Origin of the sequence: Macrococcus sp. S115 (genome assembly GCF_030067655.1) — a bacterium.
GTDB lineage: Bacteria > Bacillota > Bacilli > Staphylococcales > Staphylococcaceae > Macrococcoides > Macrococcoides psychrotolerans.
Genome location: NZ_JASJES010000001.1, coordinates 1 through 25911, shown reverse-complemented (window position 1 = coordinate 25911; position 25911 = coordinate 1). Strand labels below are relative to the sequence as shown.

28 protein-coding genes are annotated in these 25911 nt (G+C 34.5%); 26 read left to right on the top strand and 2 right to left on the bottom strand.

The window, feature by feature from the left end; all coding sequences use genetic code 11:
• Window positions 1-2 precede the first annotated feature (2 nt).
• The 26 genes from QNJ52_RS00140 (at window position 3) to QNJ52_RS00015 (ending at window position 24477) form a co-directional block, all read left to right on the top strand.
• Complete coding sequence (locus QNJ52_RS00140; RefSeq protein ID WP_283721590.1) at window positions 3-1622, top strand: hypothetical protein; 1620 nt, start codon at window positions 3-5, stop codon at window positions 1620-1622.
• A 4-nt stretch (window positions 1623-1626) separates the two neighbouring features.
• On the top strand, window positions 1627-2715 hold the full coding sequence (locus QNJ52_RS00135) for a phage minor capsid protein (RefSeq protein WP_283721589.1): 1089 nt from the start codon (window positions 1627-1629) through the stop codon (window positions 2713-2715).
• Window positions 2693-2908 carry a hypothetical protein gene (locus QNJ52_RS00130; RefSeq protein ID WP_283721588.1) on the top strand — a complete coding sequence of 72 codons (216 nt, stop codon included), beginning with the start codon at window positions 2693-2695 and terminating at the stop codon, window positions 2906-2908. Before QNJ52_RS00135 ends, QNJ52_RS00130 begins: the two co-directional genes overlap by 23 nt.
• A 213-nt stretch (window positions 2909-3121) precedes the next feature.
• Window positions 3122-3709: a phage scaffolding protein gene (locus tag QNJ52_RS00125; protein WP_283721587.1), complete on the top strand. Its 588-nt coding sequence runs from the start codon at window positions 3122-3124 to the stop codon at window positions 3707-3709.
• A gap of 12 nt (window positions 3710-3721) precedes the next feature.
• Window positions 3722-4087: a hypothetical protein gene (locus QNJ52_RS00120; RefSeq protein WP_283721586.1), complete on the top strand. Its 366-nt coding sequence runs from the start codon at window positions 3722-3724 to the stop codon at window positions 4085-4087.
• Window positions 4088-4110: 23 nt separating this feature from the next.
• Window positions 4111-5118, top strand: a complete 1008-nt coding sequence (locus tag QNJ52_RS00115; protein WP_283721585.1) for a major capsid protein — start codon at window positions 4111-4113, stop codon at window positions 5116-5118.
• 41 nt (window positions 5119-5159) lie between these two features.
• Window positions 5160-5435, top strand: a complete 276-nt coding sequence (locus QNJ52_RS00110) for a hypothetical protein (RefSeq protein WP_101041655.1) — start codon at window positions 5160-5162, stop codon at window positions 5433-5435.
• A 17-nt stretch (window positions 5436-5452) separates the two neighbouring features.
• Complete coding sequence (locus QNJ52_RS00105) at window positions 5453-5836, top strand: hypothetical protein (RefSeq protein ID WP_283721584.1); 384 nt, start codon at window positions 5453-5455, stop codon at window positions 5834-5836.
• Entirely contained in the window at window positions 5836-6180 is a 345-nt protein-coding gene (locus QNJ52_RS00100) for a hypothetical protein (protein WP_283721583.1), read from the top strand. The genes QNJ52_RS00105 and QNJ52_RS00100 overlap by 1 nt, the downstream gene beginning before the upstream one ends.
• Window positions 6170-6652 (top strand): HK97 gp10 family phage protein, encoded by a 483-nt coding sequence (locus tag QNJ52_RS00095; RefSeq protein ID WP_283721582.1) that lies wholly within the window; start codon window positions 6170-6172, stop codon window positions 6650-6652. The genes QNJ52_RS00100 and QNJ52_RS00095 overlap by 11 nt, the downstream gene beginning before the upstream one ends.
• Window positions 6653-6656: 4 nt before the next feature.
• Window positions 6657-7037: a minor capsid protein gene (locus QNJ52_RS00090; RefSeq protein WP_101143305.1), complete on the top strand. Its 381-nt coding sequence runs from the start codon at window positions 6657-6659 to the stop codon at window positions 7035-7037.
• Between the two features lie 64 nt (window positions 7038-7101).
• Window positions 7102-7680, top strand: a complete 579-nt coding sequence (locus tag QNJ52_RS00085; RefSeq protein WP_283721581.1) for a hypothetical protein — start codon at window positions 7102-7104, stop codon at window positions 7678-7680.
• A gap of 75 nt (window positions 7681-7755) precedes the next feature.
• Complete coding sequence (locus QNJ52_RS00080) at window positions 7756-8277, top strand: hypothetical protein (RefSeq protein ID WP_086038794.1); 522 nt, start codon at window positions 7756-7758, stop codon at window positions 8275-8277.
• A complete protein-coding gene (locus QNJ52_RS00075; RefSeq protein ID WP_101041661.1) occupies window positions 8232-8615 on the top strand; it encodes a hypothetical protein in 384 nt (127 codons plus the stop codon). The genes QNJ52_RS00080 and QNJ52_RS00075 overlap by 46 nt, the downstream gene beginning before the upstream one ends.
• Before the next feature lie 39 nt (window positions 8616-8654).
• On the top strand, window positions 8655-14498 hold the full coding sequence (locus tag QNJ52_RS00070) for a LysM peptidoglycan-binding domain-containing protein (protein ID WP_283721580.1): 5844 nt from the start codon (window positions 8655-8657) through the stop codon (window positions 14496-14498).
• A complete protein-coding gene (locus QNJ52_RS00065; protein WP_101141845.1) occupies window positions 14491-14925 on the top strand; it encodes a hypothetical protein in 435 nt (144 codons plus the stop codon). Before QNJ52_RS00070 ends, QNJ52_RS00065 begins: the two co-directional genes overlap by 8 nt.
• On the top strand, window positions 14922-16718 hold the full coding sequence (locus tag QNJ52_RS00060) for a phage tail spike protein (RefSeq protein WP_283721579.1): 1797 nt from the start codon (window positions 14922-14924) through the stop codon (window positions 16716-16718). Before QNJ52_RS00065 ends, QNJ52_RS00060 begins: the two co-directional genes overlap by 4 nt.
• Window positions 16719-16728: 10 nt before the next feature.
• Window positions 16729-16995, top strand: a complete 267-nt coding sequence (locus QNJ52_RS00055) for a hypothetical protein (protein WP_283721578.1) — start codon at window positions 16729-16731, stop codon at window positions 16993-16995.
• A gap of 1 nt (window position 16996) precedes the next feature.
• Window positions 16997-19660 (top strand): polysaccharide deacetylase family protein, encoded by a 2664-nt coding sequence (locus tag QNJ52_RS00050; RefSeq protein WP_283721577.1) that lies wholly within the window; start codon window positions 16997-16999, stop codon window positions 19658-19660.
• Between the two features lie 86 nt (window positions 19661-19746).
• Window positions 19747-20208 carry a hypothetical protein gene (locus QNJ52_RS00045; protein ID WP_101151199.1) on the top strand — a complete coding sequence of 154 codons (462 nt, stop codon included), beginning with the start codon at window positions 19747-19749 and terminating at the stop codon, window positions 20206-20208.
• A complete protein-coding gene (locus QNJ52_RS00040; protein WP_101151198.1) occupies window positions 20195-20581 on the top strand; it encodes a hypothetical protein in 387 nt (128 codons plus the stop codon). The genes QNJ52_RS00045 and QNJ52_RS00040 overlap by 14 nt, the downstream gene beginning before the upstream one ends.
• Before the next feature lie 47 nt (window positions 20582-20628).
• Complete coding sequence (locus tag QNJ52_RS00035; protein WP_283721576.1) at window positions 20629-20895, top strand: phage holin; 267 nt, start codon at window positions 20629-20631, stop codon at window positions 20893-20895.
• 1 nt (window position 20896) lies between these two features.
• Window positions 20897-21700, top strand: a complete 804-nt coding sequence (locus tag QNJ52_RS00030) for an N-acetylmuramoyl-L-alanine amidase (protein ID WP_283721575.1) — start codon at window positions 20897-20899, stop codon at window positions 21698-21700.
• Window positions 21701-21959: 259 nt separating this feature from the next.
• Window positions 21960-22748, top strand: a complete 789-nt coding sequence (locus tag QNJ52_RS00025) for a HipA family kinase (RefSeq protein WP_283721574.1) — start codon at window positions 21960-21962, stop codon at window positions 22746-22748.
• A 5-nt stretch (window positions 22749-22753) separates the two neighbouring features.
• Complete coding sequence (locus QNJ52_RS00020; protein ID WP_283721573.1) at window positions 22754-23482, top strand: hypothetical protein; 729 nt, start codon at window positions 22754-22756, stop codon at window positions 23480-23482.
• Window positions 23483-23616: 134 nt separating this feature from the next.
• Window positions 23617-24477, top strand: coding sequence for a hypothetical protein (locus QNJ52_RS00015; protein WP_283721572.1), 861 nt, complete (start codon window positions 23617-23619; stop codon window positions 24475-24477).
• 392 nt (window positions 24478-24869) lie between these two features.
• Here the strand turns inward: QNJ52_RS00015 and QNJ52_RS00010 are convergent, their stop codons facing one another.
• Both QNJ52_RS00010 and QNJ52_RS00005 read right to left on the bottom strand, forming a co-directional pair.
• A complete protein-coding gene (locus QNJ52_RS00010) occupies window positions 24870-25301 on the bottom strand; it encodes a YolD-like family protein (RefSeq protein WP_283721571.1) in 432 nt (143 codons plus the stop codon).
• Window positions 25276-25533: a hypothetical protein gene (locus QNJ52_RS00005; RefSeq protein ID WP_283721570.1), complete on the bottom strand. Its 258-nt coding sequence runs from the start codon at window positions 25531-25533 to the stop codon at window positions 25276-25278. Before QNJ52_RS00005 ends, QNJ52_RS00010 begins: the two co-directional genes overlap by 26 nt.
• Window positions 25534-25911: the final 378 nt, after the last annotated feature.

Below are 25911 nucleotides of genomic sequence, written 5' to 3'. Positions count from 1 at the left end.
CAATGAACGAGTGGAAGAAGTTTGATAAAGACTTTATAAAGAAAAAGCATGATGACATGTATTTCTATCGTGATTTATACGATGGTAAACATGCAAATATCTTTCCTAGAGCTAAAGAGTTAATCAGTAAAGGCGAGATAATTGATATTTTGCAATACGGAGAGTACAACGCTAAGAACGTAATGACACCTTATCTCATGCTTAACATCTGTAAAATTATCGTTGATACACCTTCGCTGTTAATCAGTCGTGGCATTGGTAAGGTTAAGACTAACTTCCCGAATAAGGAAGAGTTAGCGAATGACACAACGACAGAAGAAGCGAAAATGATTGAGGGAACAGTTGATAATTCGTACAACAGTGAAGTCATTGACTTGCAGCAAGAAACGATAGACCAGATTGTTAAGAACTCAAAGATTGATCATAAGATGAACATCACTCAATTGTTAGTTGATGGTGGTATCGTAGCTGTACCTTCTATGATTAATGGACAGTTAAAGCTGATGTTCAAGGAGCGTAATGTTTATTATCCTCATGATGATGGACATGGATATGATTTAGTATATGAATTACCTCAAACTGAAGAAGAGAAAGAAACGGGTATTGATTACGTCCATATTTATACTGAACGTGAAGATGAGGATAGACTTCTTATACTTCATAAGTTATTCAAAAGAAATGGTGAATCTCAACTTGAAGAGGTAGAAGATTTATCTTTCATTCAAGAAAAAATTGGCATCGAACAGTTATATCAAGAGTTTGAAGGTCGTAAACGTTCGTTTATAGCTTATCTTGCGAATAATGCAACGTTCTATAATAAGCTAGGTTCATCTGAACTTAAAGGACTTGCAGGGCGACAAGACGAAGTGAACTGGACCTTAACAAGAGCATCTCAGACATTTGAGCGTAATGGTAAGCCACGTATCAGTATTACAAGAGAAACAATGGATACACTTCGAGCAATTGCAGCTGATAGATATGGCGATGAAAACAAGATTGATCATCGTGATTTAGAGATACAAGAAATCGGTGAGAATGGTCAAGTCATGCAGATACATCAGATTGATGTCGATAAGATAGGTGATATGGCATATCTTAAAGACATTATCAGAGGGATGTTAGCAGAAACGCAGACATCACAAGCAGCAATGGAATTTGTAAGGACAGACACTGCAAGTCCACAGTCTGGTGTAGCAAAATTCTATGACTTACTTGTATCTTTGATGAAAGCAGAACAAATCAGAAATGATTATGTTGAATTCCTTAAGACGTTATTCGAGAGTGCCTTATGGTTAGCGAACAAAGAGAATGACAGTATCATCATTGAAGAGCCTAACATCACAGTACAAGCGATGATTCCGGTGCCAGAAAAGGAAATCACTGATGCGAATATTGCGAAGTACAATGCTAAAGTACAATCGCTTGAAGAAACAGTGAGACTAAACAACCCTGATAAGACAGATGAATGGGTTTATGAAGAGGTAGAACGTATCAAGTCGGAATCGACATCACAAGACAGCATGAGCGTTCTAAATGGCAATAATACGTTGAATAACTTCCTAAACAATAGACAACCTGATGGAACGCCATTAGATGAATTAGGGAATTCAATTAAGGAGTGATTAGATGAACGCTGAACAACTAACATTGCTGATTGATGAATTGAAGAAACACATTGTATCACTCCTGCATAATACTGATCATTTAAAAGATAGTGATGTACAAAAGACATTACTGACAATCAATAAAATATTTGATGAGCTAGGACTTACCGTTCAAGAGGTGTTATCTGTTGAATTAGCGAAGTCCTTTTTTATTGCGATTGATGAAGCTACAGAAGATTTACAAGAGCAAGGCATACAGTTGAATGGTCGAGCAATTGTTGATGGTGTAGTGCAGGCAAACTTTAAGACACAAGCAAACGTTGAAGCGCTATCCAATATCGTTACTGACGCGATGTTAGACATGCAAGCAGCAATTAGAACCGCTAAAGAAAACTTTAATGATACTTACTTGCAGACATTAGAAGCAGTCAGAAGTGACATAAGCAAAGGAATGCTGGATGGCAACAATCGTGAAGCAATCATAAAGCGAGTATCAGATACATTCTTACAAGATGGATTTACTTCGTTTAAGACTGTAGATGGTAAGCAGTTACCTTTGGACTTCTACTCACGTACAGTGGTCAGAACGAAAATGAGGACAGCAACGAATCATGGTCATCTAACTAGATATGAAGAAGCGGGTGTCAATCTTGTAACGATAACAGGAAGAGAGCCTACTTGTGGAATATGTGCGAGATATCGTAACCACGTCTTCAGTATTGATGGAGAAGATAAACGATTTCCTCATGTCAATGTATATGAACTATTTCCATTGCATCCGAACTGTGAGTGTCGTATAAGACCATTTGTAATTGAATATAAAAGTCAGTCTGAAATCAATAAAGCTGTTGTCAAAGCGAAGTCATTTAATCCTGATATTGATCCAAGAGCACAGAAACAAAAAGACGCATACAAGAAAGACCAGGATAAGAAACGTATCGCAAGACAAGAAGATAAGCACTACATAAAGATGAAAGCGATATTAGGTGATAAAGCGCCAAAGAATATTGGTGCATATCGAAATATCAAGCGTAATAACTCAAGTAAGTTTGAAGCATTACGACAACAAATGAAAGGTGTTGTTAAAGATGAAAACAGTAAAACTGGATAGTTATAAAAAGTTTACACCTCAAAATTTAGCAGATGAATTACAAAATGCGATTGATGAGTATGATGTCGAGGATGTCATCATCATTTATAGAGATAAGGAAAAGAACATTGGTTTAATGCATTCAGATATAACTGATACCGAAGCAGTTGGGATGTTAGAGATGACCAAGATGAGTATATTTATCGATGATTAATAACCCGTCCTAGACATGACGTTAAAAGGTCTTTTTATTATGGATAGCTTTAAAACTCACGTCCAGAAAGGAATAGTGATCACTTAAGTATCTCGATGGTGGTGGATACCACTCGACCTGTCGAAAGTCGCAAAAAGTCGAAACGTTTGTACAAACGTATTGTACTATCCTAACGCTGTCGTTCAGCGAATAAAAACGAGAAGGAGAAATAGTATGAGACGAAAATTTTTAGAAGACTTAGGACTTGAAGTAGAAACGATTAATGAAATCATGAAAGAACATGGTAAAACTGTAGGTCGTAAAGACACTCAGATTGATGAGCTTGAAAAGGATTTAGAGAATCGTGATAAACAGTTAAAAGACTTAGAGAGCAATCCAAAGATTGACCCTGAATTGCAAAAGAAAGTGAATGAGTACAGCGAAGAGAATAAAAAATTAAAAGATGAGCGCCGAGACATCATTCTAAATGCTGCAATTGAAGTCGCAACTGCTAAAGATGCACATAATCCTAAAGCTGTTCTTAAATTAATTGATCGTGAATCTCTTGAAGTTCAAGATGACGGAACTATTAAAGGATTAGATGAAGCTATCAGTTCATTAAGAGAAACAGATAGTTATTTATTTACACCTACTAATAGTGACGAGACACCACCAGGTAACGATGATAGTGATAAGCAAGACGGTATTAAACCACCTAACAACCTTAATCCTGGAGGACAACAAGGAAATGGTGGTAAAGACCCAGACCCAAGTGAACTTGGAAAATCGATGGCCGATAAATTACTCGGTAAAAAAGAATAAGGAGGAAGTTAAATGTTTAACCCTAGAAAAGTAGACAGCTTCAAAAAAGCACCAGAATTCTTACGTGATGCAAAAAACGTGGAATACACTGTTGGTAACGTATTATTAGACGGTTCTAAATTCTCAGCAGATACAGTTGTAAAAGCCGGAACTGCAGTTTTTAGAAATGCAGAGTCAAACAAATTTGAATTAGTTCAAGAATCGACACCAGAAGCAATGTCAGGTGCGGTATTAACTGCTAATGATGTAAAAGTATTTGCGAAAGAAGATGCTTTAGCACCTGCAGTACGTGAAGCATCAGTTATTAAAGAGCGTACAACAGGAGTTACAGACAACTTTATCAAAGCGACTATCGGACGTTTCCACTTCGATGTCTAATAAAAAATAGGAGGAATTAATAGATGTTAGAAATTAAAGAATTTGACGATGCTACGCTACAAGCATTTGTACGTGAAGCAGATAATAGAAATACAAACAACTATCCATTAGCAGAAGCATTCCCACAGGAAGTTACTTATGACATTAATGCAATTTATAATGTTGTATCTGATACTGTTCGTGCTGCTGCATCTATCACAGGTTTTAATAGCGGAGCGCCATTACGTTCGAAAGGCGAAGGCGAAAAAGCAATGATTGAATTAACAAAGATTCAACATGGTTATTACTTAGATGAGGTTGAGTTATTACAATTCAACAAACCACGTGATCCACAAGAACGACAAGCGGTAATCGAGAAAGTATTCTTAAAGATTGCAGACTTATCTTATGGTGTTGATGATATTAAAGAGTTTTTAAGAGCTGGTTTAACTTACCGCGGAGAGTTTAAATATTCAAATCCGGTAGATAAAATTGAAATCGATGTGAAGTTAAAGCGTCCATCAGAAAATGATATTAAAATCACTAACAAATGGAATACACCTGAAGGTACTCCGATTGCTGATTTAGTAAGTGCAGTAGAGCAGTATCAAAAAACAAATGGTAACAAAAAACCTGATTACATTGTTATGAACTCGAAGACGTTCTCAGCATTTAAACGTAATCCTGAACTAAAAGGTCAAATCTATGGCAACTCTACAGATACTCGAATCGTTAGAGATGCCAGTGTATATGAATTACTTACAGAGTTAGGCTTACCGCCAATTCAGATCGATGATAATATCACTGGTATCGAGCAATTAGACGGTACTGTAAAAGTGTATCAAAACTTAGAAGATGGAAAAGTAGTACTTCGTGCAGCTCAATTAGGTAAAACATTTACTGGTCCTTCAGTTGAAAATAACTATGTTCCGGGTAAATATGTTCAGACTGTTATCGAAAAAGACCCATCAAGCGAAAAAACAATCGTTGGAGAAGTTGCTATTCCTGCATTACAAGCAATCAACTCAACAGTATTAATGACTGTACTTTAATTAGTGCAGTCTTATTTATTAAATAATAGGAGGACTTAAGGATGCCAAAAGTATATGTAGATAAAGGTACTGTAATTCACAAAGGACAAGCTTATTTTAGACAGTCTTTAGACCTTACTCAAGAAGAGTATGAGAACGTGAAAGACTTAGTGACAATTGAAGATGCAACTGAAACAACTGAAAAATCTTATAAAGATTTAGATGTAGAAGAGCTTAAAGCACTAGTCGAAGAAAAAGGCCTTGAAGTCGTTGCTACAGGTAAAAATGGAGCAGTAAAACCTGACTACGTGAAAGCATTAGAAGCAGCAGCAGAATAATGTAAAGGTGTGATGTTATGGAAACATTGGAACAACATCAATCATTAATCGATGGCACAGTGGCATACATGAACATCATGCCATTACCTGATTATATTAATGAAGTACCAAGTGAAGACTTACCGAAGTATTTGTTTTCGGCCATTCAAGATATTAAGGATTACTTTCCTAGTATCGAGTTAACACCGAGAATGGTTTATCTGCAACTTGATTACAAGTTAGAAGCGGAAGAAGAGGGCTTTGGAGTGCTTAAGCGCCATAACGTTGAAGACTATACAGTTAAAGATGTTAAAGTCGTATTCAATCATGAAAAGCTATCTCCATCGCTACTAGCGATAATAGATGGAATACTAGCTGAGGAAAGAAAGACATCCTTAGGTAGAACAGGGAGGTTGATATAATGAGACCTCCAATGAATCAAAGAGTTTTAGTCAATAAAGCGATTTTGAATGAACATGGTACACCTACGACTGATAAATACGGAAGGCCTTTAACGAAAAGAGTAGAGTCTAAAGCTCGTGTCAGACGTAAGTCTAACTTGATTATTACAGCAAATGGTACTGAAACAAATACTAACATCGAGATTGATGTACCTTCTCAAATGATTGTTAAAGAAGGAGAAGAAATCAGTTATATCGATATGGATGGTAACGATGGTACAGGTAAAGTTATCTCTTACGAGGAAGCAAATAACGTTACAGGTTCACGCGTTCTATTTAGGACGGTGTTTGTTGATGGCCGATGAGTACTTCAAATTTGAATTTGATGATAGTTACAAAGAACTGCAAAGTTACTTCAAAAAATTTGATGAACGCTTTACTAAGATCGTTATTCAAGAACTCAGTAAGTTTGGATTAAGAGTAGAAGAAGTCGCAAAAGCACTTGCTCCACGTGATTCAGGAGACTTAGAAGACTCAATAAATACTTCTAAAGTAATAGTTGAAGGTAAAACATTCTCGATTACCATAGGTACTAACATGAAATACGCTCTAAGAGTTCATGAGCAGCCAGAAAGTAAAGGTGTTAGACCTAAATATCAAAGAGGTGTTAAGTATCCGGAATACTATAAAAATGGACGTGGAGAGAACACGCGTAACAAACCGAATGTCAATGGATATAAGCCAGGAAGAAAGTATCTTACTAATGCAGTTAAAGTTACTGAAGACGATTGGAATATAATGTGCGAAAGAATTCTCGCGCGAGTATTGGAGGGTTAGACTGATGATACAAGAGTCAATCATGAATCTGTTAAGAGAAAATATAGCTGGGCTTACTTGGTCAGTCGACTACCGTACGTTGGGCGACAATACAGGTACAGTATATTCGGACGGTGGAGAAAAGCCTGGTATCTATGATGATGAAATGAAATATCCGCACTATCAAATCTATATTAGATCAAGCGATTTTGATAGGTGCAGAGACATAGCTTTTAAAGTCTATGCATTGCTCCATAAAAAGAGCGGTTGGTTAGTTAACGAGCAAAACAATGTAATACATGTTTACTTCATCGAAGCGTTGTCTGAGCCACTTAGAATAGGTGTAGAGGATAATGTGATGGAGTATAGCATTAATTTTAGAACAACTTTAAGAATTGAAAACTAAAGCATATTTAGACATCTGAAACGATGTCTATTTTTTATGCAAAAAAACAGGAGGAATAAATTATATGAATGCATTTGATAAAAGTATCATGTTCGGTATGGCTAATTTTAAATTGACAGGTACAGACAGCAAAGCTCTCAACTTTGATGGTAAAGCAACAGGAGATGGTACTAGCTTCTTACAAACAGAAGGTGGGGTTCTTACTATTGAACCTAAGTTTAAAGAAATTCAATTTGAAGATACTGGTGAAAGTGACATCGATAATCGAGTTGTCGGTTGGGAAGTAAAAGTTAAAATGACTGTATCTCAAGAAACTCTAGAATTGATTCAATTGGCTATGGCCGGTGCACATGCAATTAAGGATAGTGGAGGGTCAAAATTAATCGGGATTACAGATGGTCCACTAGGTTCATCTAACCGAGATCGTGGAGTAAAAATGGAAATCCACCCACGCCAATTAGCAGCTGAGGATAAATCTATGGACATCGTTATCTATAAAGTTGCATCTACATCAGGATTCGAACGAGCATTTAAAAATGAACAAGGTAAATTTGATTTAGAGTTCGTAGCTTATCCTAAAGATAACTTTGATATGAGTCAACCAAACAACTTCTTCCAAATTGGACAAGCTACAGCTGACTAACAATATAACCCTACTTATGCTAGTAGGGTTATTTCTATATTTATTTAAATAATTAATTGAAAAGAGGAATAAAACATGACAAACGAAGTAAAAGTATTAATCACTCAATACGTTAATGAAAAAGGTGTATTAAAAGACGATAGTAAAAAAGAAGTAGTAATCAAAGCGATGCGACCATATCAGTTCTTTGCTATTACTAAAGTTTTAAAAACGTTAATCAATGAGCTAAATGCTGATGAAAATATCAACGGTGCATTAGTTGGTCTCTTCGATACGGTAGAAGAAGGTATGGATACTAAGGACTTATTAAGTGCATTATCAGCTCAGTTCGTTAAGGATTCAGCTGGATCAATCGGATTATTATTAGAGGTTGCTCCTGAAAGTGCTTTAGAACTGATTTCAATCCTATCCGATGTGCATCCTGATCAATTAAAACTTCAAGAGATGGATACATTCTTTGATGTTGTAGATGCAATTGCAGAAGTTAATGACTTAGCTAAGGTTGTTGAACGTGTAAAAAAGTCTACGAAAAGTTTTCAGAAGAGTCTCAAATGGGGCGAGAAAGTTACTCAAGCGACTCTAAGTCCAGTGAACTAAGTGGTTATGAGCTTGAAGATGCTCTCGTATATAAGCTAGCGCATAAATTAGGTGGAAGGTCAGAAATCATTGATATGCCACTTGAAGAAGCGTTAGCTTATTTAATTATCATTATTGAACAGGAAGAGCAACAAGCAGAAGCGAAGAAATGGGAATTATATATGAATCACTTATCACGTATTAATGCGAATCCTGCGCAAGATAAGGATGATGTTAAAAGACAGAATCAATTTATCGAAGGTATTGATCCTATGAAAGAAAATAAAGCGCTAGAAATGCCTAAAGAATTAGAGTGGAACTTTGAGCAGCTTGAACAATTAAAAGCATTACAAACTTAATTAATTATTTAAATGAATATATAAGGAAAGGAGGATAATATGGCTAACATACAAGAAATAGGCACTAAATTTACGATGTCTGTAGATGGGATGCTGAATAAGTTCAAGGTACTTGAACAGAACTTTGATAATTTGCCAAAGGTGGCCGAAAAATCAACAAAGCGTATGGATAAAGCATTTGCTACTATAGATGATTCCCTTAAGTCATTTGACAAGCGTTTATCTGAAACTGGTAAAGATTTCGACACTAAGAAGTTGCAGTCTGAATTACAAAAGGCTCAAAAGGAATTTAAAGATACAGGTAATATCAATAAAGAGACGATGCAATCACTTCAAAAGGAAATTAAGAGTGTTGATTGGAAGTCTTTAGATGCAAATTCACGCGATACATTCAAAACTGTTATTCGTAATGTTAACAGTGTAGAGCGCAATATGAATAAGCTGAATGATGTTAAGTTTCTTGAAGGACTACCTGATGATGCAAAAGAAGCAGGCAAACATTTACTAGCACTACAAAAAGATGTTGAGAAGACAAGTAAATCACTTGAGAAAACTGATGATAAGGTTGATTTTAATAAGCTCAATAGTGAGCTAAATAAAGCTAAAAAAGAATTACAATCAACTGGTAAGGTTGCAGATAACACACTTGATCAGATAAATAAGGATATTAAAGATGTTGATTTTGAATCGATGTCTATGAGCGCTAATGTAGCATTCGGTAAGGTTGAAGAACGTGCTGAACAACTCGATAGAAAACTTAGGAACGTTGGAGATGATGTTAATCTATCTAATTCTACTAAAAACATTTCTAAGGACATTGATGGCGCAACTGGTTCGGTTGGTGGCTTGAAAGGTGCATTTAAAGGATTAGGACCTGTTATTGCAGGTGCATTAGCTACTGTAAGCATAACGGAATTTACAAAGAAGATAGTTGAATCTACTGCTGAAATCGAAGCATTAAACTCTCAGTACGAACAAGTAATGGGCAAAATGAAGAATACAACTGATAAGTATCTTGGAGAGATGGCTCAGAAGTATAATGTGCATCCTAACGAATTAAAGAAGTCGATGCTTCAATATCAAGCGATTCTTAAATCGAAAGGATTAAATGAACAAGATGCATATGAAACTTCTAAAATGTGGTTAGAACGTACTGTTGACGGTTCAGCATTTGCTAATGAATCGATTGAAGAATCAACTGGACGTATGATGGCTGTTATTAAAGGCGAATACGATTCTGCAGATACAGTTATGATTAACTTGTCTCAAACAATGCTTAATGATAAAGCTCAAGAAAAATACGGTAAGAAATGGGAGCAGTTAAGTGTTACTCAACAGGAACAGCTAAAAGTACAAGAATCAATAAGACAACATACTTCAGCTGGTGTACTTGGTCAGGGTGTAAAAGAAGCGGATAGCTATGAAAAGAACTTAGCTCAATTGAAGAACACCTGGAAAGACTTTCTTGCTTCTTATGGTGGACCTGCGCTAGATATCGCTAATAAAGGTTTGAAAGGCGGTATCAAAATCATTGAAGATATGGCTAAAGGGTTTAGTACTATCGGTAAATTGATTAAGGAACTAACTGGTGGAAAACAAGTTAATATACTTAAAAAGTTAGGGTTTAGTAACGGAGAAGCAAATAACATCATAAATTGGTTCAATACGTTAAAACAACAATTGTCAATTGCAGGACGGGCAGTAAGTTCCTTTGTTATGAATAACTTAGGATCAATTAAAAAGTTCTTTACAGGTCCTGATGGCCAACAGCTACTTCAAGCAGTTAAGAATATCTTTAATGGAATACTTGCTGTCGTTAAGTTTGTCTTCCCACTTGTTAAAAGTATCATAGTTTCAATATGGCAGAATATCCAGGGTGTAATAAAAGGCGGTCTTCAAGTCATTAAAGGCTTGATTCAAGTTTTCAGTGGTTTATTTACAGGAGACTTTAGAAAGATGTGGGAGGGTATTAAAAATATCTTCTCCGGAGCAATAAAGTTAATTTGGAACGGTGTCCAATTATTATTCTATGGGAAACTGCTTAAAGGTGGCTTAGCCTTTGCTAAATTATTTGCAGGCAGCTTTAAATCCATGTGGCAAGGTATCCTCAATTTATTTAAGAATTTCGGTAAATTTATATGGGATACTTCAACAAAAGTATCGAAAAACGTCATTGGTGCTTTCAAGAATCTGTGGACAGGTTCAATGAATATCATAAAGAATTTAAAATCAGGACTTTATAATTCTTGGGTGGCAATAAAGAAAACAACGGTTGATGCAGCGGTTGGATTAAAAGACGGTGTCGTTGGTGCATTTAAAAACACTTGGAATGGTATAAAAGGTTGGATTAAATCGATTAAAGATGGCGTAATCGGTATGAAAGATTCCGTCATTGAAACAGGTAAAAAGATGGCGTCCGGTCTAAAGGATAAAGTCGTTGGTGGACTAAATTCCATGATCGATGGCGTAAACTGGGTAGCTGATAAATTAGGAATGGGTAAACCGTTATCTAAAATCGATGCTAGTAAGTACTCTAGTGGTACTGGAGGTCATCCTGAAGATGGATGGGCAACTGTAGGAGATAAAGGTCCAGGTAACGGAAAAGGCACAAGAGAAATTGTTCAATTCCCAAACGGACGCACAGCATTATTCGAGAAAGAAACAACGTTCTGGATGCCTAAAGGAACACATGTTTATAACAATAAGCAAACTGAAGAGTTATTAGAACCTGCTAGGTATTCAAGAGGTACTCCTGGTATGGGAATGCTTGTTAAAGCGACTAGTAATGCAGTTACGAGTTCGACTAAACTATTTGGTGCAAAGAATACTAGGAAGGCACTTGATTATACTGCTGAAAAAGGTGCAGAAGTTGAGAAAGTAACTAGAGCTGGTGCAGAAATCGCTGGAGACATTATGGATTACATTGAAAATCCTAGTAAATTAGTAGATCTTGCGATGAAAAAATTCGGAGTAGACTTTAGTGGTATTGCTGGATTACCTGGCGACATGATGTTAAGTGCTTATAAGAAGCTAAAAGACCAAACTGTAAAGTTAGTTACAGGTTGGATAGATGAAGCAACAGGTGGTAATGCAGACGGTACTGAAATTCTTGGATGGCCGATGACTACCCCATATAGTCCTAATGCTGCAGTACCCGGATATCCTGCTTCTTTCAATGGAGGACGACACTATGGTATCGACTTAGGTATACCATCAGGGACTACTATTCATGCGCCAACTAGTGGAACAGTTGAACAACAAAGTAACTATGGTGGCGGTATTGTAGCACGTTTGTTATCAGGTAAAATCGCTCAATACTTCCTACATTTAAGTAAAGTATTGAAAACAGGACCTGTAAAACAAGGTGATGCAATCGCAAAGTCTGGTAATAGTGGAGCTTGGACTACAGGCGCACATTTACACTATCAAGTAGAAAGCCCTGCATCTGCAGAGCTTACTAATGCTAACACACTAGATCCTGTACAATTCTTGAAAGGTAAAGGCGGCGGCGGTGCTGGAATACTTAAAGGAGTTTCAGCACCTGGCAATATATCAAACTGGATTTCAAGTGCTATTAAAAGAACAGGTGTACCATCATCCTGGGCTCCGTATCTTAAAACTATTGCTAAATACGAATCCGGTTTTAATCCTGCAGCTGTTCAACATGGTTATGTCGATGTTAATACAGGTGGAAATGAAGCGCGTGGATTAATGCAGGTAACTCCTCAAACATACAGAGGTTTGATGGGAACAACTGAAGGTATGATGAATCCTATTAATAACATTACTGCTTCAATCAAATGGATTAAATCTCGTTACGGGACCATTACGAACATTCCGGGTATGGCATCTGGTACATGGCGTGGTGGCTATGCGAATGGCGGTATCATTCCTAAAGATTCCATTTATCGTGGTGGTGAAGAAGGTAAAGAGGTTGTAATTCCTACTGTTCCTAAGCGTAAAAAACGAGCAAATCAACTCATAGCTTTAGCTGACAGAATGGTTAATGGTAAGCCTAAGCGTTATGCCAAAGGTACTAAAAAACCATCTACTCATAAAGTGAAATGGGGAGATACGCTATGGGATATTAGTCGTAAAAATGGTACTACAGTAAAAGCGCTGCAATTATTAAATGGTATTAAAAATCATTTAATCTATCCTGGTCAGATTATTAAATTAACAGGTGCTATTACAGGGTTAAAAAAGAATGTATCACAACAAACAAAGACGCATAAAGCAACAGTACAGGCATTAAGTAAAGCGCAAAGAATGTACAATACGGGTAGTGCCATCGCTAAACGAGGTAAAACGAGCGGTAAAGTTACTGGTAAAGAAGATATTGCTATCGGTAATTTAATCATGGCCAACATGAAGAATATTGGTAAGTTACCTGTCGAGAAGATGCAAGCTAATCTTAATGCGATTAACAAGAAGATAAATTCAGTTATTGCATCAAATGAAGGTAAGATAGCAACTCTAAATAATAAGATTGTAAAATCTTCTAAGTCTGCTGAAATTAAAGGTGCAAGCAGAGAGATACAAAACCGTAAGAATAATATCGCTACACTTAATAGCAAGATTAAAAAGACTTCAAACAAAAAACTCATTGCTAAATATAAGAAAGATATCAAAGCGCATCAACGAAAAATATCTTCGCTTGAAAATAAAATTAAGCGTGCCACTAACAACAAAGTAGCAAACAATGCACGTGCGGATATCGCTGCATATCAAGCACAAATCAATAGTTTGAAGAAGTTGAAACAAAGCGAAGTATTGAAAACTAATTTCCTTAATAGCTTAGTCAAACAGAAACAACGACTACAAAACGAACTTAATAAGAAAAATGAAGAGCGCAAAGCATTAACAGAATCGAAAATGTCGTTTAGAGATAGCATAAGAGATTCTTATCGTGGATATGCAGGCTTTGAAGCTGCAAAAGGTAATACATCAAGAGACTTTATAGCATTTATGAAATATCGACTTAACAGAATGAAGAAGTTTGCTGCTAACGTTTCTAAATTAAGAAAGATGGGATTAGATCCAACAATCTTAAGAGAAATACTTGCAGGTGGTATCGAATCTGCTATACCTCGTGTAGAAACTTTAGTCGGTGGAGGTAAGAAGAATGTTCTTGAAATTAATAAGTTACAGAAACAAGTATTAAGCTATGTTAACAATCTTTCAAATGAACATTCACGATTTGGTTACGACAATGAAATTAAAGCTAAAGACAAAGAAGTAGCATCAATCAAGAAACAACAGACATCTTTACAAAGTCGAGCAACTAGCTATTTGACTGCTAAACCTAAAACCAAGCCTAAAGCAAAACCTAAAGCACCTGTTAAGAAGACTGTAGCCTCAAAAGTTAAAGCTAAGGTAACACCTAAAGCAAAACCTAAAAAAGCAAGAACTCATAATATTAAATGGGGCGACACATTAGGTGGAATTGCAGCAAAATATCATACATCTGTATCTGCTATCAAAAAATTGAATGGTTTAAAATCAGATATGATTTACGCTGGAAGAAAGCTTAAGATACCAGGATATGCGAAGGGTGGTATTGTAAATATCCCTCAAATAGCATGGATTGCTGAGGGTGGCTTTGCAGAATCGATTATCAGTCATGATCCATCACAACGTGTTCAACAGCAGAAGATATGGAAAGATACTGGCGATAAGCTTGGATTCACTAAAGATGATGCACTTACTATGCGAATGATTCAACTACTAGAAGAACAGAAAGAATTGCAGCGTATTATGGCGCAAAGAGAGACAGTACTAAAAATTGATAAAAAGGTATTCGCAAAAGAAGTTGCACCTGATGTCGAAAAAGAAATGGCACAAAATCTTAAGTATAGAAATAGGGGGTTAGCGAATGTCTAATAGATTACAAGCTGGATTCAGTATATACGGTGAACATTCACATTCTAGAGATATGTTAATGAGTAGCTATAGCTTTCCAACTCCTAAGATGAAAGAAATCAAAGAAACCGTTCCTTATATGAGCGGTTCTTATGATTTCTCTTTTTTATATGGAAAACCATCTTATGAAGACAGACAAATATCGTTCGAAATGATAGTATTTTGCAACGATTATCAAGATAGGTCAGTTATTATTACGGATATTAAAAAGTGGCTATATGGTAAGCCTATGAGTCAATTACGATGTGATGTATACGAAAACTTAGAATACTATGTTAAATGCGTTGATATTGAACCTGAAATATTATCGTATGGTATCAACTTCAAAATAGTATTTGAAGGTCATCCATTTGCTAGAAATGTAATTGATAATAGCGAGGTGATATGATGTACCGGTTAAAGTTATATAACGTTGATGATGCAACTAAGAAACATACAATATTAGATTTATCAAACGGTATATCAGAAGTATCATCAGCATCTTTAGAAAGACAGGTAAATTCCATAGATTCATCGAATATCTCGTTGTTTCATAGTTTTTTGCAACAATCAGACTTTAACATTAAATCTTTCAAGACAATGCTTGAAATCTATAATACGAAGAAGAATAGATATGAGTTTAGAGGTCGCGTAATAACTCCTGATCATTCTATGGAATCAAGTGGCGAATTCAAACATCAGCTGACATTTGAAGGTGCAAAAGCATTTCTTAAGGATAGCTTACAAAAGCAGTCATTTGAGTTTGATAAAGCACCAATAGACTTACTTAAGTTAGTTATCAACCATCATAATAGTGAAGTTGGGACTGAAACATATAAACGCTTTACTGTAGGGACTGTAGATGTACCTAAGCCTGTGATACCAGCAGATGAAACATATCGAGAAGAAGAGAAATACTTTTATAGGTATGATGACAAAGATACTTTGACGACCATCGAGGAAGATTTAGTAAATAAATACGGTGGTGTAATAATCATTGAAATCACTGAATCTGCAAATATCATACATTGGTATAAAGATTACTCTAAAGAAAAGAGTACTAAAATTGCACTCGGAGAAAATCTACAGAACATCCAATACAAGATAGATCCTACCGACATTATTACAAGATTAAAGCCTTTAGGAGTATCAAGTGAAACTGCAAACGGGCAAGAGATTAAGTTAACAATTGCTAATGTTAATAAAGGTAATCCATATATAGATATTCCTGAATTGATTAGTATATATGGAGTTCAAACAGGTGCAGTTGATTTTAACGATATGTATACACCAGAAACTTTAAAAGCAGCAGCTAACAAATGGATAAAAGAGCAGAATAAGAAAGTGGCAAACGTATCTATCTCATTAGATGCAATTGATTTAGAGTTGATTGGATTACGTCCTGATTCTTTGGAAATATATAATACACATCTTGTAGAAGTATCACCTTTGAATATTAACGACAAGATGAAAATAATCGGGGAGAGTATTGATTTAATTCAACCGCATAACAAATCTGTAACAATAGGAGATAAGCCTTGGACAATGGAAGATGTTCAGAAGCAGATTGCCAGAGAGCGCACAAAAGAAGTTGAAAGAAAGTTAGCAGAATCAACAACAGCCCTCAATTCTAAAATTGGTACAGTATCTAATGATCTGCAAAACGTAACAAAGGGATTTAATCAATCAACTTCAACATTACAAACAAACATTCAATCGCAACAACAGTTAATCACCGGTGTGACTTCAGGTGTGACATTGAGTGATATTAACGGATTTCAACCAATCAAGAATAGTACGTTGAACGTTGGGATGTCAGTATTCAGAGTAAGTCCGCCACAAATAGATTACGGTGTTCAGATTAGCGATGGTTTCTTCACTACAACGAGTAATACACCACTTCAGTTTGATGGATATACCGTTATACATTTCCAAAGGTATCTCAAAGTAAGTTTCTCATCTTATATGAGTGATGCTGGAAGTGGAGTAATAGAGGTCTTTAGCTATGACGGTGTAACAACGACTTACTACAATTCAGTTATTGTAGATTCTATAGGTAAAGGCAATCAGAGGTTGAATGAGTTATTAATTGATTTAGGAAGACCGACAAAAAGAGTGCTTAACTTCTATTTCAGAATTAAATCGAACAGTGCATCGAGTATTAATGTAAAGACCTTATATGTTGGAACAACAGATTATTAGGAGGGATGATATGGAGGCCTGGGCAGTATTAACTAAGGTGATTGATGGAGAAGAAAAGATAGTTAGAGCAGGACTGAATCTCGTAGTAGATGATGACTACGACAGAGCAATCATTGTCGATGAAGTCAAAGCAAGACAATCAGAAAAATTAGAAGTAAAAGACGGAATTGTATCAGTGAAAGCCGATGCGACTCTTTTAACTTTAAAAGAACTTAATGAAGCAACAAAACTAAAGGAGATTATTCCAGTAGTAATCTCGAAAGAAGCGGAGGAATAAGATGGATATTAATTCTATAAAGACCAAGGATAGTTTTCACAACTATGTTACTATAAAGCAATCAGACAATACAAGTCCTATAGAGGTTCTTTTATGTGATTCAAAGGGCGCATTACTTTCAAACTTAAATGAAGACTGTACAGTATCTATCTATGATACTAATTCAAACGAGATTAGACAGATCAGTGAAGAAAAAGTGGTTAATGGTGTACTAAGTTTTAAAATTGCAAATGACCTTTTGCCTTACACACACAAATTAGAAGTTACTACCTATTCAGGAGTAAAGTTTCCTGCAGATGATAATTTTCACATATATGTAACAGAAACGCATGATAATAAACTTTTAGAAATTATAAAAAGCGTTCCTACAGAATTGGCTCTAGGTGTTGTTACACAACAAGTTATGAATAGATTCAATACTATCATGGATACATTAGGTTCTACTGTAAATAAAACTGATCTGAATGAGCTTTGGAACAGTCTAAATATACTCAATAAAGTGCTCGATGGTTATATCGAGAAAGGTAAAGTCAGTGTGAATGACATAGATGTATCGAGAGGGAAAATCGATATTAACCTCCTTTCAGAGGAATTAAAAGCAATCCTGTTAAATAATACTCCTAAAGCAGTCTTCAATACTTTAGAAGATTTACGGAAGGCATACCCAAAAGGAGATTCTGGTATTTATATTGTGAAGTCAGATGGTTACTGGTATTACTATGATAAATCATGGATTAAAGGCTTACAATTTCAATCAACGGTAATACCTGATGAGCTTACTTTTAATGGACAAAACTATATAGTTAATGGTGCTTTTTCTAATGGAACGACAGGTTTTTCAGCTTTTGCTAACGATTCGACACTCAATGTTTCTGCTAATACATTATCAGTTACAGGTAAGGGTACTTATGGAACAGTAGGGGTAAGTACTCAAGTAGGATATAGATTTACAGCAGAAACAGGCGATAAGATTTATATAAAGTCTAGAATGCGTGTGACTAATGATCAGGCTGAATTTTTTAAGGTGTATGCTGTGGCTAATGGAAATACTGTTTATCTAAACAATGTAGAAAAAATTATAGGCAAACCAACCATGAATACTTGGTATGACATTGATGGATTCATTGAGATACCTCAATCGTTTAACAATCAAGAGATTGCGATATTTTTTGTAGCTGTTTATGCCTCTCCTACGATAGCAAAGAATAATACTCTGCAAATCTTCAGACCATTATCTATAAATGTTTCAAAAATATTCAAAGGTTTCGTCTTGCCTTCTATTGAAGATATAAGGTATTATCTTAATAATTATAATCATTCATGGTTCGAAGGTTCTGCTGTGCTCTTGTCATTTAAAGATTATTTGGCAAATCTTAGAAAGAAACTAAGTGCCTTAGAGGAGAGACTTAATATGAACGAGATAGGAGATTATCATTTGCTTACAGATTTTAGTGAAGCTTGGAAAATTAGCGAAAATACATCGAATGTCGCTATAAAAAATGATAGGCGCGTAAATATCACAGGACAACTTAGTAAACGAATTACTGTCGTAAATAGTGCGGGAGTTTCTTCTGGAATAGAGAAAACTACCAATATGATTATTTCAGATAAATCAAGCGCTTTAATGTTGAAGGTGTATGTTGAAGATTCTAAATTGATTAAAAATCTAACAGTCTATCTAGGTAATGAAGATACTGTATGGGGGAACTATACAAGATTGACCGTTATGGGTGATGCATCAGGCAGTGCTTCTGTTGGTGGTGGATTACTGAAAGATGGCTGGAACTATGTATCGCTAATTCCTTCTGAAATGATAAATACAAACAATTTTAATTGGAAAGCACCAGTCAAACGAATTAAAGTAGCTGTTACTCCAAAGAGCAATGAAAAGACGACAGTTGTATTCGATAGCATACAATATAACGGTATAGGTGTACCGAAACTTGTATTAACTTTTGATGATGGCTGGAAAACGGTGTATGAGAATGCATATCCTAAGATGAAAAGTGCTGATGTTGTAGGAACGTTCTATTTGATAGGTCAATATGTTGATAATCCATCAAATCCAATTTCTCCTCACTTCTGTACTAAAGACCAGTTAAAAGAGATGGAGAAGAATGGGTGGGTGCATTCAAATCATACATGGCAACATAACTATTATTTCGGAGGAAATCACACGCCAACTTCATATGTTGCCACCCTAGAAAAGAATAGAGACTGGATGTTAGATAATGGACTTGCAGCTGAAGGTGCATTACATGTATGTTATCCGAATGGAGAGTATGATAAGAATGTTATAGCATTGATGAAAGCTAAGGGTTTTAAGTCGGCCCGTGCTGCTAAGTGTCGTCAGAATAATCCTATCCAGATTGATAATGAGTTTGAAATAGCGAGTAGGAACTTTACTAAAAATGTTACTCTTGAACAAGCAAAAAAATGGATTGACTATGCTATTGAAAGTGGTGGTACTACATTCTTACAGTTCCATCAAATCCCTATAGATGATACTGTTCAAGATGAAACTGCAAATCCTTATATCAGCTGGTCGAAAGATAAATTTATAGCACTTATTGATTACATTGTAGAAAAAGGGTTGGCACAGCATTGTTTGACACACGCAGGATGGTACGATTGGGCCATAAGAAATAATTTAATTGGAAAATAATGAAATGAAAAACTGCATTAAACACAATCCCTTAATTTTTATTAAGGGGTTTTTATTATAAATAAATTTAAAAAGGAGTTGATTAAATGAACAGAATTGAAGATGTTACACCTGATGATTCAAAGATTTCACGACCACTATCAACACCTGAAAAATTGACATGTGCATCAACCTTTACGTTCGGACTATATTCATTAGCTAGAGCATCGTTCTGGATATTAGAATCTGATTCTGCAGTGAATGATAGTCCGTTATATGAAGCGCTCCACCAAGTTTTCCCTTTATGGACCTGGGGAGCAGTCATTATGTTCTTCAGCATATGTCTGATAGCGAGCTGTTTCTATATCCCGCATCGACTGACAAGAAAGATTTATGATCTTCTAGTAATGATAGGTGGTATCGGACTATCAATCTTTTATTTCTTTTTAGCGGTTGCTGGAATAAACAATTCGATTAACTGGTTAACACCTACAGGCTTCTTGATACTTTCAGCAGGTTTAGGTGTAATTGGATTTATAGGTGGTGTTAGCTATTTTGCAAAACGATAGAGTCGAGTCTTTAAAGGATTTGCAGATACTGCATGAGCGTGATAAACGTAAGATATATCAGTATATTGACGAAGTTGATGACAAACACACAAATAACTATCACTTGCTCGACAAAGCGATAACGCTATTTAGCGAATCACAGAAACCACTTGTAAAGTCACTTACTAACATTGAGGGTCAGATGGTAACGTTAAATGATACGATGAGTGGATTTAAAGGTGAAGTTGATAAGTTAAAAGGTAAAGTAGATTCACATGAAGAATTTATCAGTAAACGTAAGAATGCGAACGACAAGATCATAGTCGCAATAATAGGTGCTTTCGCTACAATCGGCGGAAGTGCCTTTGTTTTTGCGCAAATTTTTTTTAAATAAAGGACGTGCCAAAATGGTACGTCTATTTTAATTGGAGGAATTTATAAATGAATAAAGAATTACAGTTAGCTTTGACACGTTTAGTCGTACTATTAATTGCACTAATCAATTCAGCTTTAGCACATTATGGAAAGCCATTAATTAAAAGTGACGAAACATTTATCTACCAAACATTAAGTGACTTATTTTTAATTGGATCTATTGCGTGGACTTATTGGAGAAATAACAATATTACTCGCAATGCGCAACAAGCACAGAAATTTAAAAAGGTATTAGACATCGAAAAAAACAACGACAATATGGAGGGGAAATAAGATGACAAACGTAGTAAAAAGTATAGTAAATGTAAATCCGGGACCGATGAGACCAGTGGGCGTAGTGATTCATAATGATGCTGGGCCACTTACAGGAGTAGGCTATAAATCATTTTTAGCGAACCACCCGTTAGAAAATGGATTCGCACACTATTATGTATCAGAAGGTAGTATCTTGCTAGCACAGTATACAGATAGAATCGCATGGCATACAGGAAATCAGTGGGGGAACGCTAATTTAATCGGTTTTGAAGTATGTCAATCTATGAGTGCGAGTGATGCACAATTCCTACGTAACGAAGAAGAAACATTCAAGCTAGTTGCAGAAGTGATGAAGTCATACAATATGCCTATCAATGAGAAAACAGTTTGGTTGCACAAAGAGTTATCGCCTACTGCATGCCCACATAGATCATGGGAGTTACATGGTCGTTCAGTAGCGAGTGTTAAGAAGTATTTCGTTGAGCGTATTCAATATTATGCGAATGGTGGTAACGCGCCTGCTAACAAACCAACTGTACAAAAAGCACCTGCTAAGCAACCTGCTAAAGCTAAAGGGTGTAAACGTATCAAACCATGGTCAAAGACACCACACTATAAAGGAACGATTCAATATAACGCATCACTAAGACAACGCTCAGGTAGTGATTTCAGTAACTTTAGTTTCGGTAAAGAAATTGGAACGCTTAAAAAAGGAGAGACTGTCTATATCTTCGAAGAAATTCAAGACGCACAAGGTAACATATGGTGCAGAACTTACTCGCCTAGCAATAACGGTTGGGTTCATAAGCATACAATTAAATAGATAACATTTCATGCCCTGCACTCAAATTAGAGTGTGGGGCTTTTTTATATTATAAAATATGTACCTCCATTATGATGGAAATTAATTTGTTAGGATGTAACTAGCAATGAGCATTAACCTCCTAGACCTTTTAAGAATGATAAGGAAAATCTCTAGTTAAATGTAACTTATATTTTTAATGATAAGTTTTAGTTATTTGACTAATTCATTATTATTCCCTATTATTATTAATAATGTTTGCTGAAAGGTAATAACAATAATGAACACTTTTTCTGAAATAAATGGTTATGTAGAACTAGGTGTTACAACTCCAGTTTATGCAGTGGTTAATCAAAAACATGTTGTTGCCAAAAGTATAAGGAATGATGATGGCTATATAGCTCTATTCAATGAATTATTAGGTTACAATTTAGCTAAAGAATTAGGCCTAAGATATCCTGCTTTTGGGTATGGTTTTGTTGATGATGCAATCACAGATAAATCAAATGCACCATTTGAATGTAATCATAATGATTTATTTACATTTACTGAGCACGAAATTAAAGTAATGCAGATTACTTCTCCAAAAATGGTCGATAAAATACCTAATAGTGAAATATTAAATGTTTTTATTTTCGACATTTTTATAAGTAATACTGATAGAAATAAAGGGAATATATTAATTGTAATGCCGCCTAAAAATGGGATACCTAAATTATTTCCTATAGACTACACTCATATTTTACCTGGCAGATGTTTATGGAGAGATATTTTACGACAAAGTATTCCTAACCCATCAGAAACCGTTGGCAGAGTATATGATCATGGTTATCATCAATTTTTGATTGAAAACAAAAGTTTTACCGTAGAAGAAGTTAAAAAATGTGCAGATGTTATCAAAGTAAAAATTGATACTATTGATTTTACTGAATTAATAAGTAGAATACCCAATGAATTGTTGAAAAATTTGACTAGTGATGATATAGATTTATTAGTAAATTTTTTAGAAAAGCAAAAAGAAGTCTATGATGACTTAATAGATGAATTAATTAAAATAATTGTGAGGTGATTAAGATGTATCAAGTAAAATATTCGAGTATAAATTACTATCCAGATGTGTTTCTACTTTCTAATATTGTTGTGGGCGTCTTTTTCGAAATCACAAGTAATGATTATTATAAAAAGACAGTTAAATTTATTAGTCAAAAAGAAAAGCTATACACTTTTGATGATGAGTTAGATAAAGAATTTACGGAGTATTTTTTAGATGGATTAGAAGATCAATTTGTTAATAGCAATGTGTCACTAGAGGAATATAAAAAAGTATATGCTAATAATTTCAAATTTAGTAAAACTGTAAATACAAATTTTGAATCTTTAAAAGAGGTTGAATCTTTTGTCGATGATACAAAAAAATATATACTACACATTGGCTTGCCGAAAGAAAGTCGCTTAAATGATAAAGACAGGAAAAGATATATATCTAATTATATTATCAATAAGTATGAAAATCCTAATATTAAGAAATCTAAGACAATTAAAGGTTTTATAGATAAGGATAATGCTACTTTTGACTTTTATATTAATAATAATGATGAACATATAGCATATAAAATAATAAATAAATCAAATCAAGCACTATTTACTGCTAAATCGTATATCTCCTTTTCTATATTAAACGATATAAACATTATTTTTATTTTAGAAGATGAAATGCAAGAAGAAAAAGATTCATTGTTGAAAATGGCTAAGCATCTTAATGCTAGTGTTGATGTACTGTTAGAAAGAGAATTAGTATCTTAAAAACTACAAAAAAAAGATATTAAAACTAAAAAAGATAACATCTAATGAAATATATATAATAAAGCACCTGATCAATGATTAGGTGCTTCTTTTTATTTGAAGAAAAAAGTATAATCCTATTGAGGTGATTTGAATTGAAAAATAAATATATGATTGTACTTTTTGTTGTAATAGCGGTATTTGTTTCATCATTAATAATTGTATTCGCATTGAGTATAATTCAACCCGGAAGTACTATAGAAGCAATTGCGATTCCTATAGCTATTTTAAATATTTTTGCGACAGGATATGGTGCATACTTAGGGGCTAAGATATCCGGAGAAAATGCTACTCGATTAATGAAGAACGAGTTAATTATGTCGGATTTTAGAGAACATAAAAAAGAAGATATGAGATTCCTAAAAGAGTTTAGTGAAATTATTAATAATCATAATTTATATAAAGAGGTTGATATATTAACTTTCTCTCAACGTATGATTCCTACTATTAATGCTAATCGAGAATTCAACAAAGTTAAAACTGATCTTGTTGATACTTCTCAAATCATAGGATATCCTACTGAATTATTTATTCAAGATTTCGGAAATTGTGGGATTTCTGCTGCAACACTAAATAATAGATTAAACCAGGATATTAAAAATTATATAGAAAATGATTTGAAAAAAGATAAGGATAATTATCAAATTAATATACACGAAGTAACATTCCATGGTTTATGTGATGTATATCATTCGGGACATAGGACAACAGAAATAAAAGTGACGGTTCATGAAAAATTGACTAAATTAGAAGATTATCCAAGTAAGTGTATAGAAAAGTTTAGTCATAAAATTGTTATCGGAGAAATGATTAATTGTATAATAGATCAAAACAAAGATGAAATTAATAAATTCATACAACAACTCAATAATAATAGGTTGATTTTGAAGCAACTAAAGTTTAAGAATGAAGAAGATCTAAGACTATACATTTTAAATTACTACGAAAAAGATTAAAAAGATTTATTCGTTATCTATAATCTTTTGATTATTTCGGGTAAATACCCGAATATTTTAAAATTCGGTTATTTACCCGAATGTTTGATTATACAAGTAAATTGTTGTAGAATTATAGTACACGCAGTTATATATAATACGCCGATAAGAACATGAGCTGGTCAACGTCGACTACGACCAATAAAACAGTTAGCTCGTCAATGAGTTGCTACTTTGACTAATTGCGACTATAACAATGCGAGTCGCACAAAGATATTGTATATTGCCTGCAGCTCAAAGCACCAAAAGTTCAGACACCTATAAATATAGGTGTTTTTTTATACTTAAAAAGCACCTTACGGATTATAGTAGGGTGCTTTTTAAATCATATTAATATAATATCCTTGTATTTATCATCTTACTTCGACAATAAATTTAAACTTAAGTTGCATTTTCTCGTGATCATAACATATTCTGACTTGCACTTCTTGATTGAATTCATCTATTTTTTCAATGACACAATCAATTTCATGTAATTGATGATCATTGTGATAGATTATAGTACACGATGAAGGCATACACGAATAGTGATGTAACTTAACGTTGATTTCAATTATTTGTTCATCGCTTAATGCAGGCATATAAAAATAGTCTTGCGTTTCTATTTGACGTTTTATGTCGGCATACTGTTGTGGCATAGTTGCGAATGGCGCCCATTTAATCATACCACGACCTTTAGGTATGTTTCTTTCGAGATATTGTGAAGGAACATTTTTATAATTAGTTTCTTCCACTAGGTGATCTGGAACGATAGGGTGGTTAACGTTTAAATTGTGGGCTTTCAAAGTTATTCACCACACAAAAGTAAAATTTGTCATCTCCATTCAATTCATCAAAAAGTTGAATATCATTCATTTCTGTTAAGAAAGTTAAAGGGCTTCTCTCCTGGACTTCTTTGCTGATCAGAAAAATCATATACTTGAACTCATCGCCTAAGTTCATCTGCAGCTCTTTTAAATCATAATCATCTTTCATCTTTTCAAATTGTTCTTCATCAATTAAATCGTATACTCTCATATTTATCATCTCCTTTATTTAAATTATAGAACGTATGTTCGTATTAAATCAAGAGAATTTCTAGAGTTGAGACCTAATTACTGAATATTTTTCGGATGTCTCAGTAGATGTCTCAATAATATATAATGGTGTGAAAATTGAAAGATAAAAATTAAGGGGAATTATTGATAATATAAGGAAGGATAATGTAGAAAAATATGAAATAAATGTCTATTGTATACCGTATGCAGGTGTCTGAGTGGGAACGTGACCAATATATGAAACAGTATTAATAGAAGTAGGCTGCATATTGCTTATTAAATCAAAGACAAATAGAATTTATCTAGTAAATGCCAGGTATTAAACAAAATGAATATATAATCAAAATCAAATATCTAA

What these genes read in the sequence shown, in the direction of transcription:
- QNJ52_RS00140 (WP_283721590.1), top strand. Translation starts at nt 3, where the DNA reads ATGAACGAGTGGAAGAAGTTTGATAAAGACTTTATAAAGAAAAAGCAT.
- QNJ52_RS00135 (WP_283721589.1), top strand. Translation starts at nt 1,627, where the DNA reads ATGAACGCTGAACAACTAACATTGCTGATTGATGAATTGAAGAAACAC.
- QNJ52_RS00130 (WP_283721588.1), top strand. Translation starts at nt 2,693, where the DNA reads ATGAAAACAGTAAAACTGGATAGTTATAAAAAGTTTACACCTCAAAAT.
- QNJ52_RS00125 (WP_283721587.1), top strand. Translation starts at nt 3,122, where the DNA reads ATGAGACGAAAATTTTTAGAAGACTTAGGACTTGAAGTAGAAACGATT.
- QNJ52_RS00120 (WP_283721586.1), top strand. Translation starts at nt 3,722, where the DNA reads ATGTTTAACCCTAGAAAAGTAGACAGCTTCAAAAAAGCACCAGAATTC.
- QNJ52_RS00115 (WP_283721585.1), top strand. Translation starts at nt 4,111, where the DNA reads ATGTTAGAAATTAAAGAATTTGACGATGCTACGCTACAAGCATTTGTA.
- QNJ52_RS00110 (WP_101041655.1), top strand. Translation starts at nt 5,160, where the DNA reads ATGCCAAAAGTATATGTAGATAAAGGTACTGTAATTCACAAAGGACAA.
- QNJ52_RS00105 (WP_283721584.1), top strand. Translation starts at nt 5,453, where the DNA reads ATGGAAACATTGGAACAACATCAATCATTAATCGATGGCACAGTGGCA.
- QNJ52_RS00100 (WP_283721583.1), top strand. Translation starts at nt 5,836, where the DNA reads ATGAGACCTCCAATGAATCAAAGAGTTTTAGTCAATAAAGCGATTTTG.
- QNJ52_RS00095 (WP_283721582.1), top strand. Translation starts at nt 6,170, where the DNA reads ATGGCCGATGAGTACTTCAAATTTGAATTTGATGATAGTTACAAAGAA.
- QNJ52_RS00090 (WP_101143305.1), top strand. Translation starts at nt 6,657, where the DNA reads ATGATACAAGAGTCAATCATGAATCTGTTAAGAGAAAATATAGCTGGG.
- QNJ52_RS00085 (WP_283721581.1), top strand. Translation starts at nt 7,102, where the DNA reads ATGAATGCATTTGATAAAAGTATCATGTTCGGTATGGCTAATTTTAAA.
- QNJ52_RS00080 (WP_086038794.1), top strand. Translation starts at nt 7,756, where the DNA reads ATGACAAACGAAGTAAAAGTATTAATCACTCAATACGTTAATGAAAAA.
- QNJ52_RS00075 (WP_101041661.1), top strand. Translation starts at nt 8,232, where the DNA reads ATGGGGCGAGAAAGTTACTCAAGCGACTCTAAGTCCAGTGAACTAAGT.
- QNJ52_RS00070 (WP_283721580.1), top strand. Translation starts at nt 8,655, where the DNA reads ATGGCTAACATACAAGAAATAGGCACTAAATTTACGATGTCTGTAGAT.
- QNJ52_RS00065 (WP_101141845.1), top strand. Translation starts at nt 14,491, where the DNA reads ATGTCTAATAGATTACAAGCTGGATTCAGTATATACGGTGAACATTCA.
- QNJ52_RS00060 (WP_283721579.1), top strand. Translation starts at nt 14,922, where the DNA reads ATGATGTACCGGTTAAAGTTATATAACGTTGATGATGCAACTAAGAAA.
- QNJ52_RS00055 (WP_283721578.1), top strand. Translation starts at nt 16,729, where the DNA reads ATGGAGGCCTGGGCAGTATTAACTAAGGTGATTGATGGAGAAGAAAAG.
- QNJ52_RS00050 (WP_283721577.1), top strand. Translation starts at nt 16,997, where the DNA reads ATGGATATTAATTCTATAAAGACCAAGGATAGTTTTCACAACTATGTT.
- QNJ52_RS00045 (WP_101151199.1), top strand. Translation starts at nt 19,747, where the DNA reads ATGAACAGAATTGAAGATGTTACACCTGATGATTCAAAGATTTCACGA.
- QNJ52_RS00035 (WP_283721576.1), top strand. Translation starts at nt 20,629, where the DNA reads ATGAATAAAGAATTACAGTTAGCTTTGACACGTTTAGTCGTACTATTA.
- QNJ52_RS00030 (WP_283721575.1), top strand. Translation starts at nt 20,897, where the DNA reads ATGACAAACGTAGTAAAAAGTATAGTAAATGTAAATCCGGGACCGATG.
- QNJ52_RS00025 (WP_283721574.1), top strand. Translation starts at nt 21,960, where the DNA reads ATGAACACTTTTTCTGAAATAAATGGTTATGTAGAACTAGGTGTTACA.
- QNJ52_RS00020 (WP_283721573.1), top strand. Translation starts at nt 22,754, where the DNA reads ATGTATCAAGTAAAATATTCGAGTATAAATTACTATCCAGATGTGTTT.
- QNJ52_RS00005 (WP_283721570.1), bottom strand. Translation starts at nt 25,533, where the DNA reads ATGAGAGTATACGATTTAATTGATGAAGAACAATTTGAAAAGATGAAA.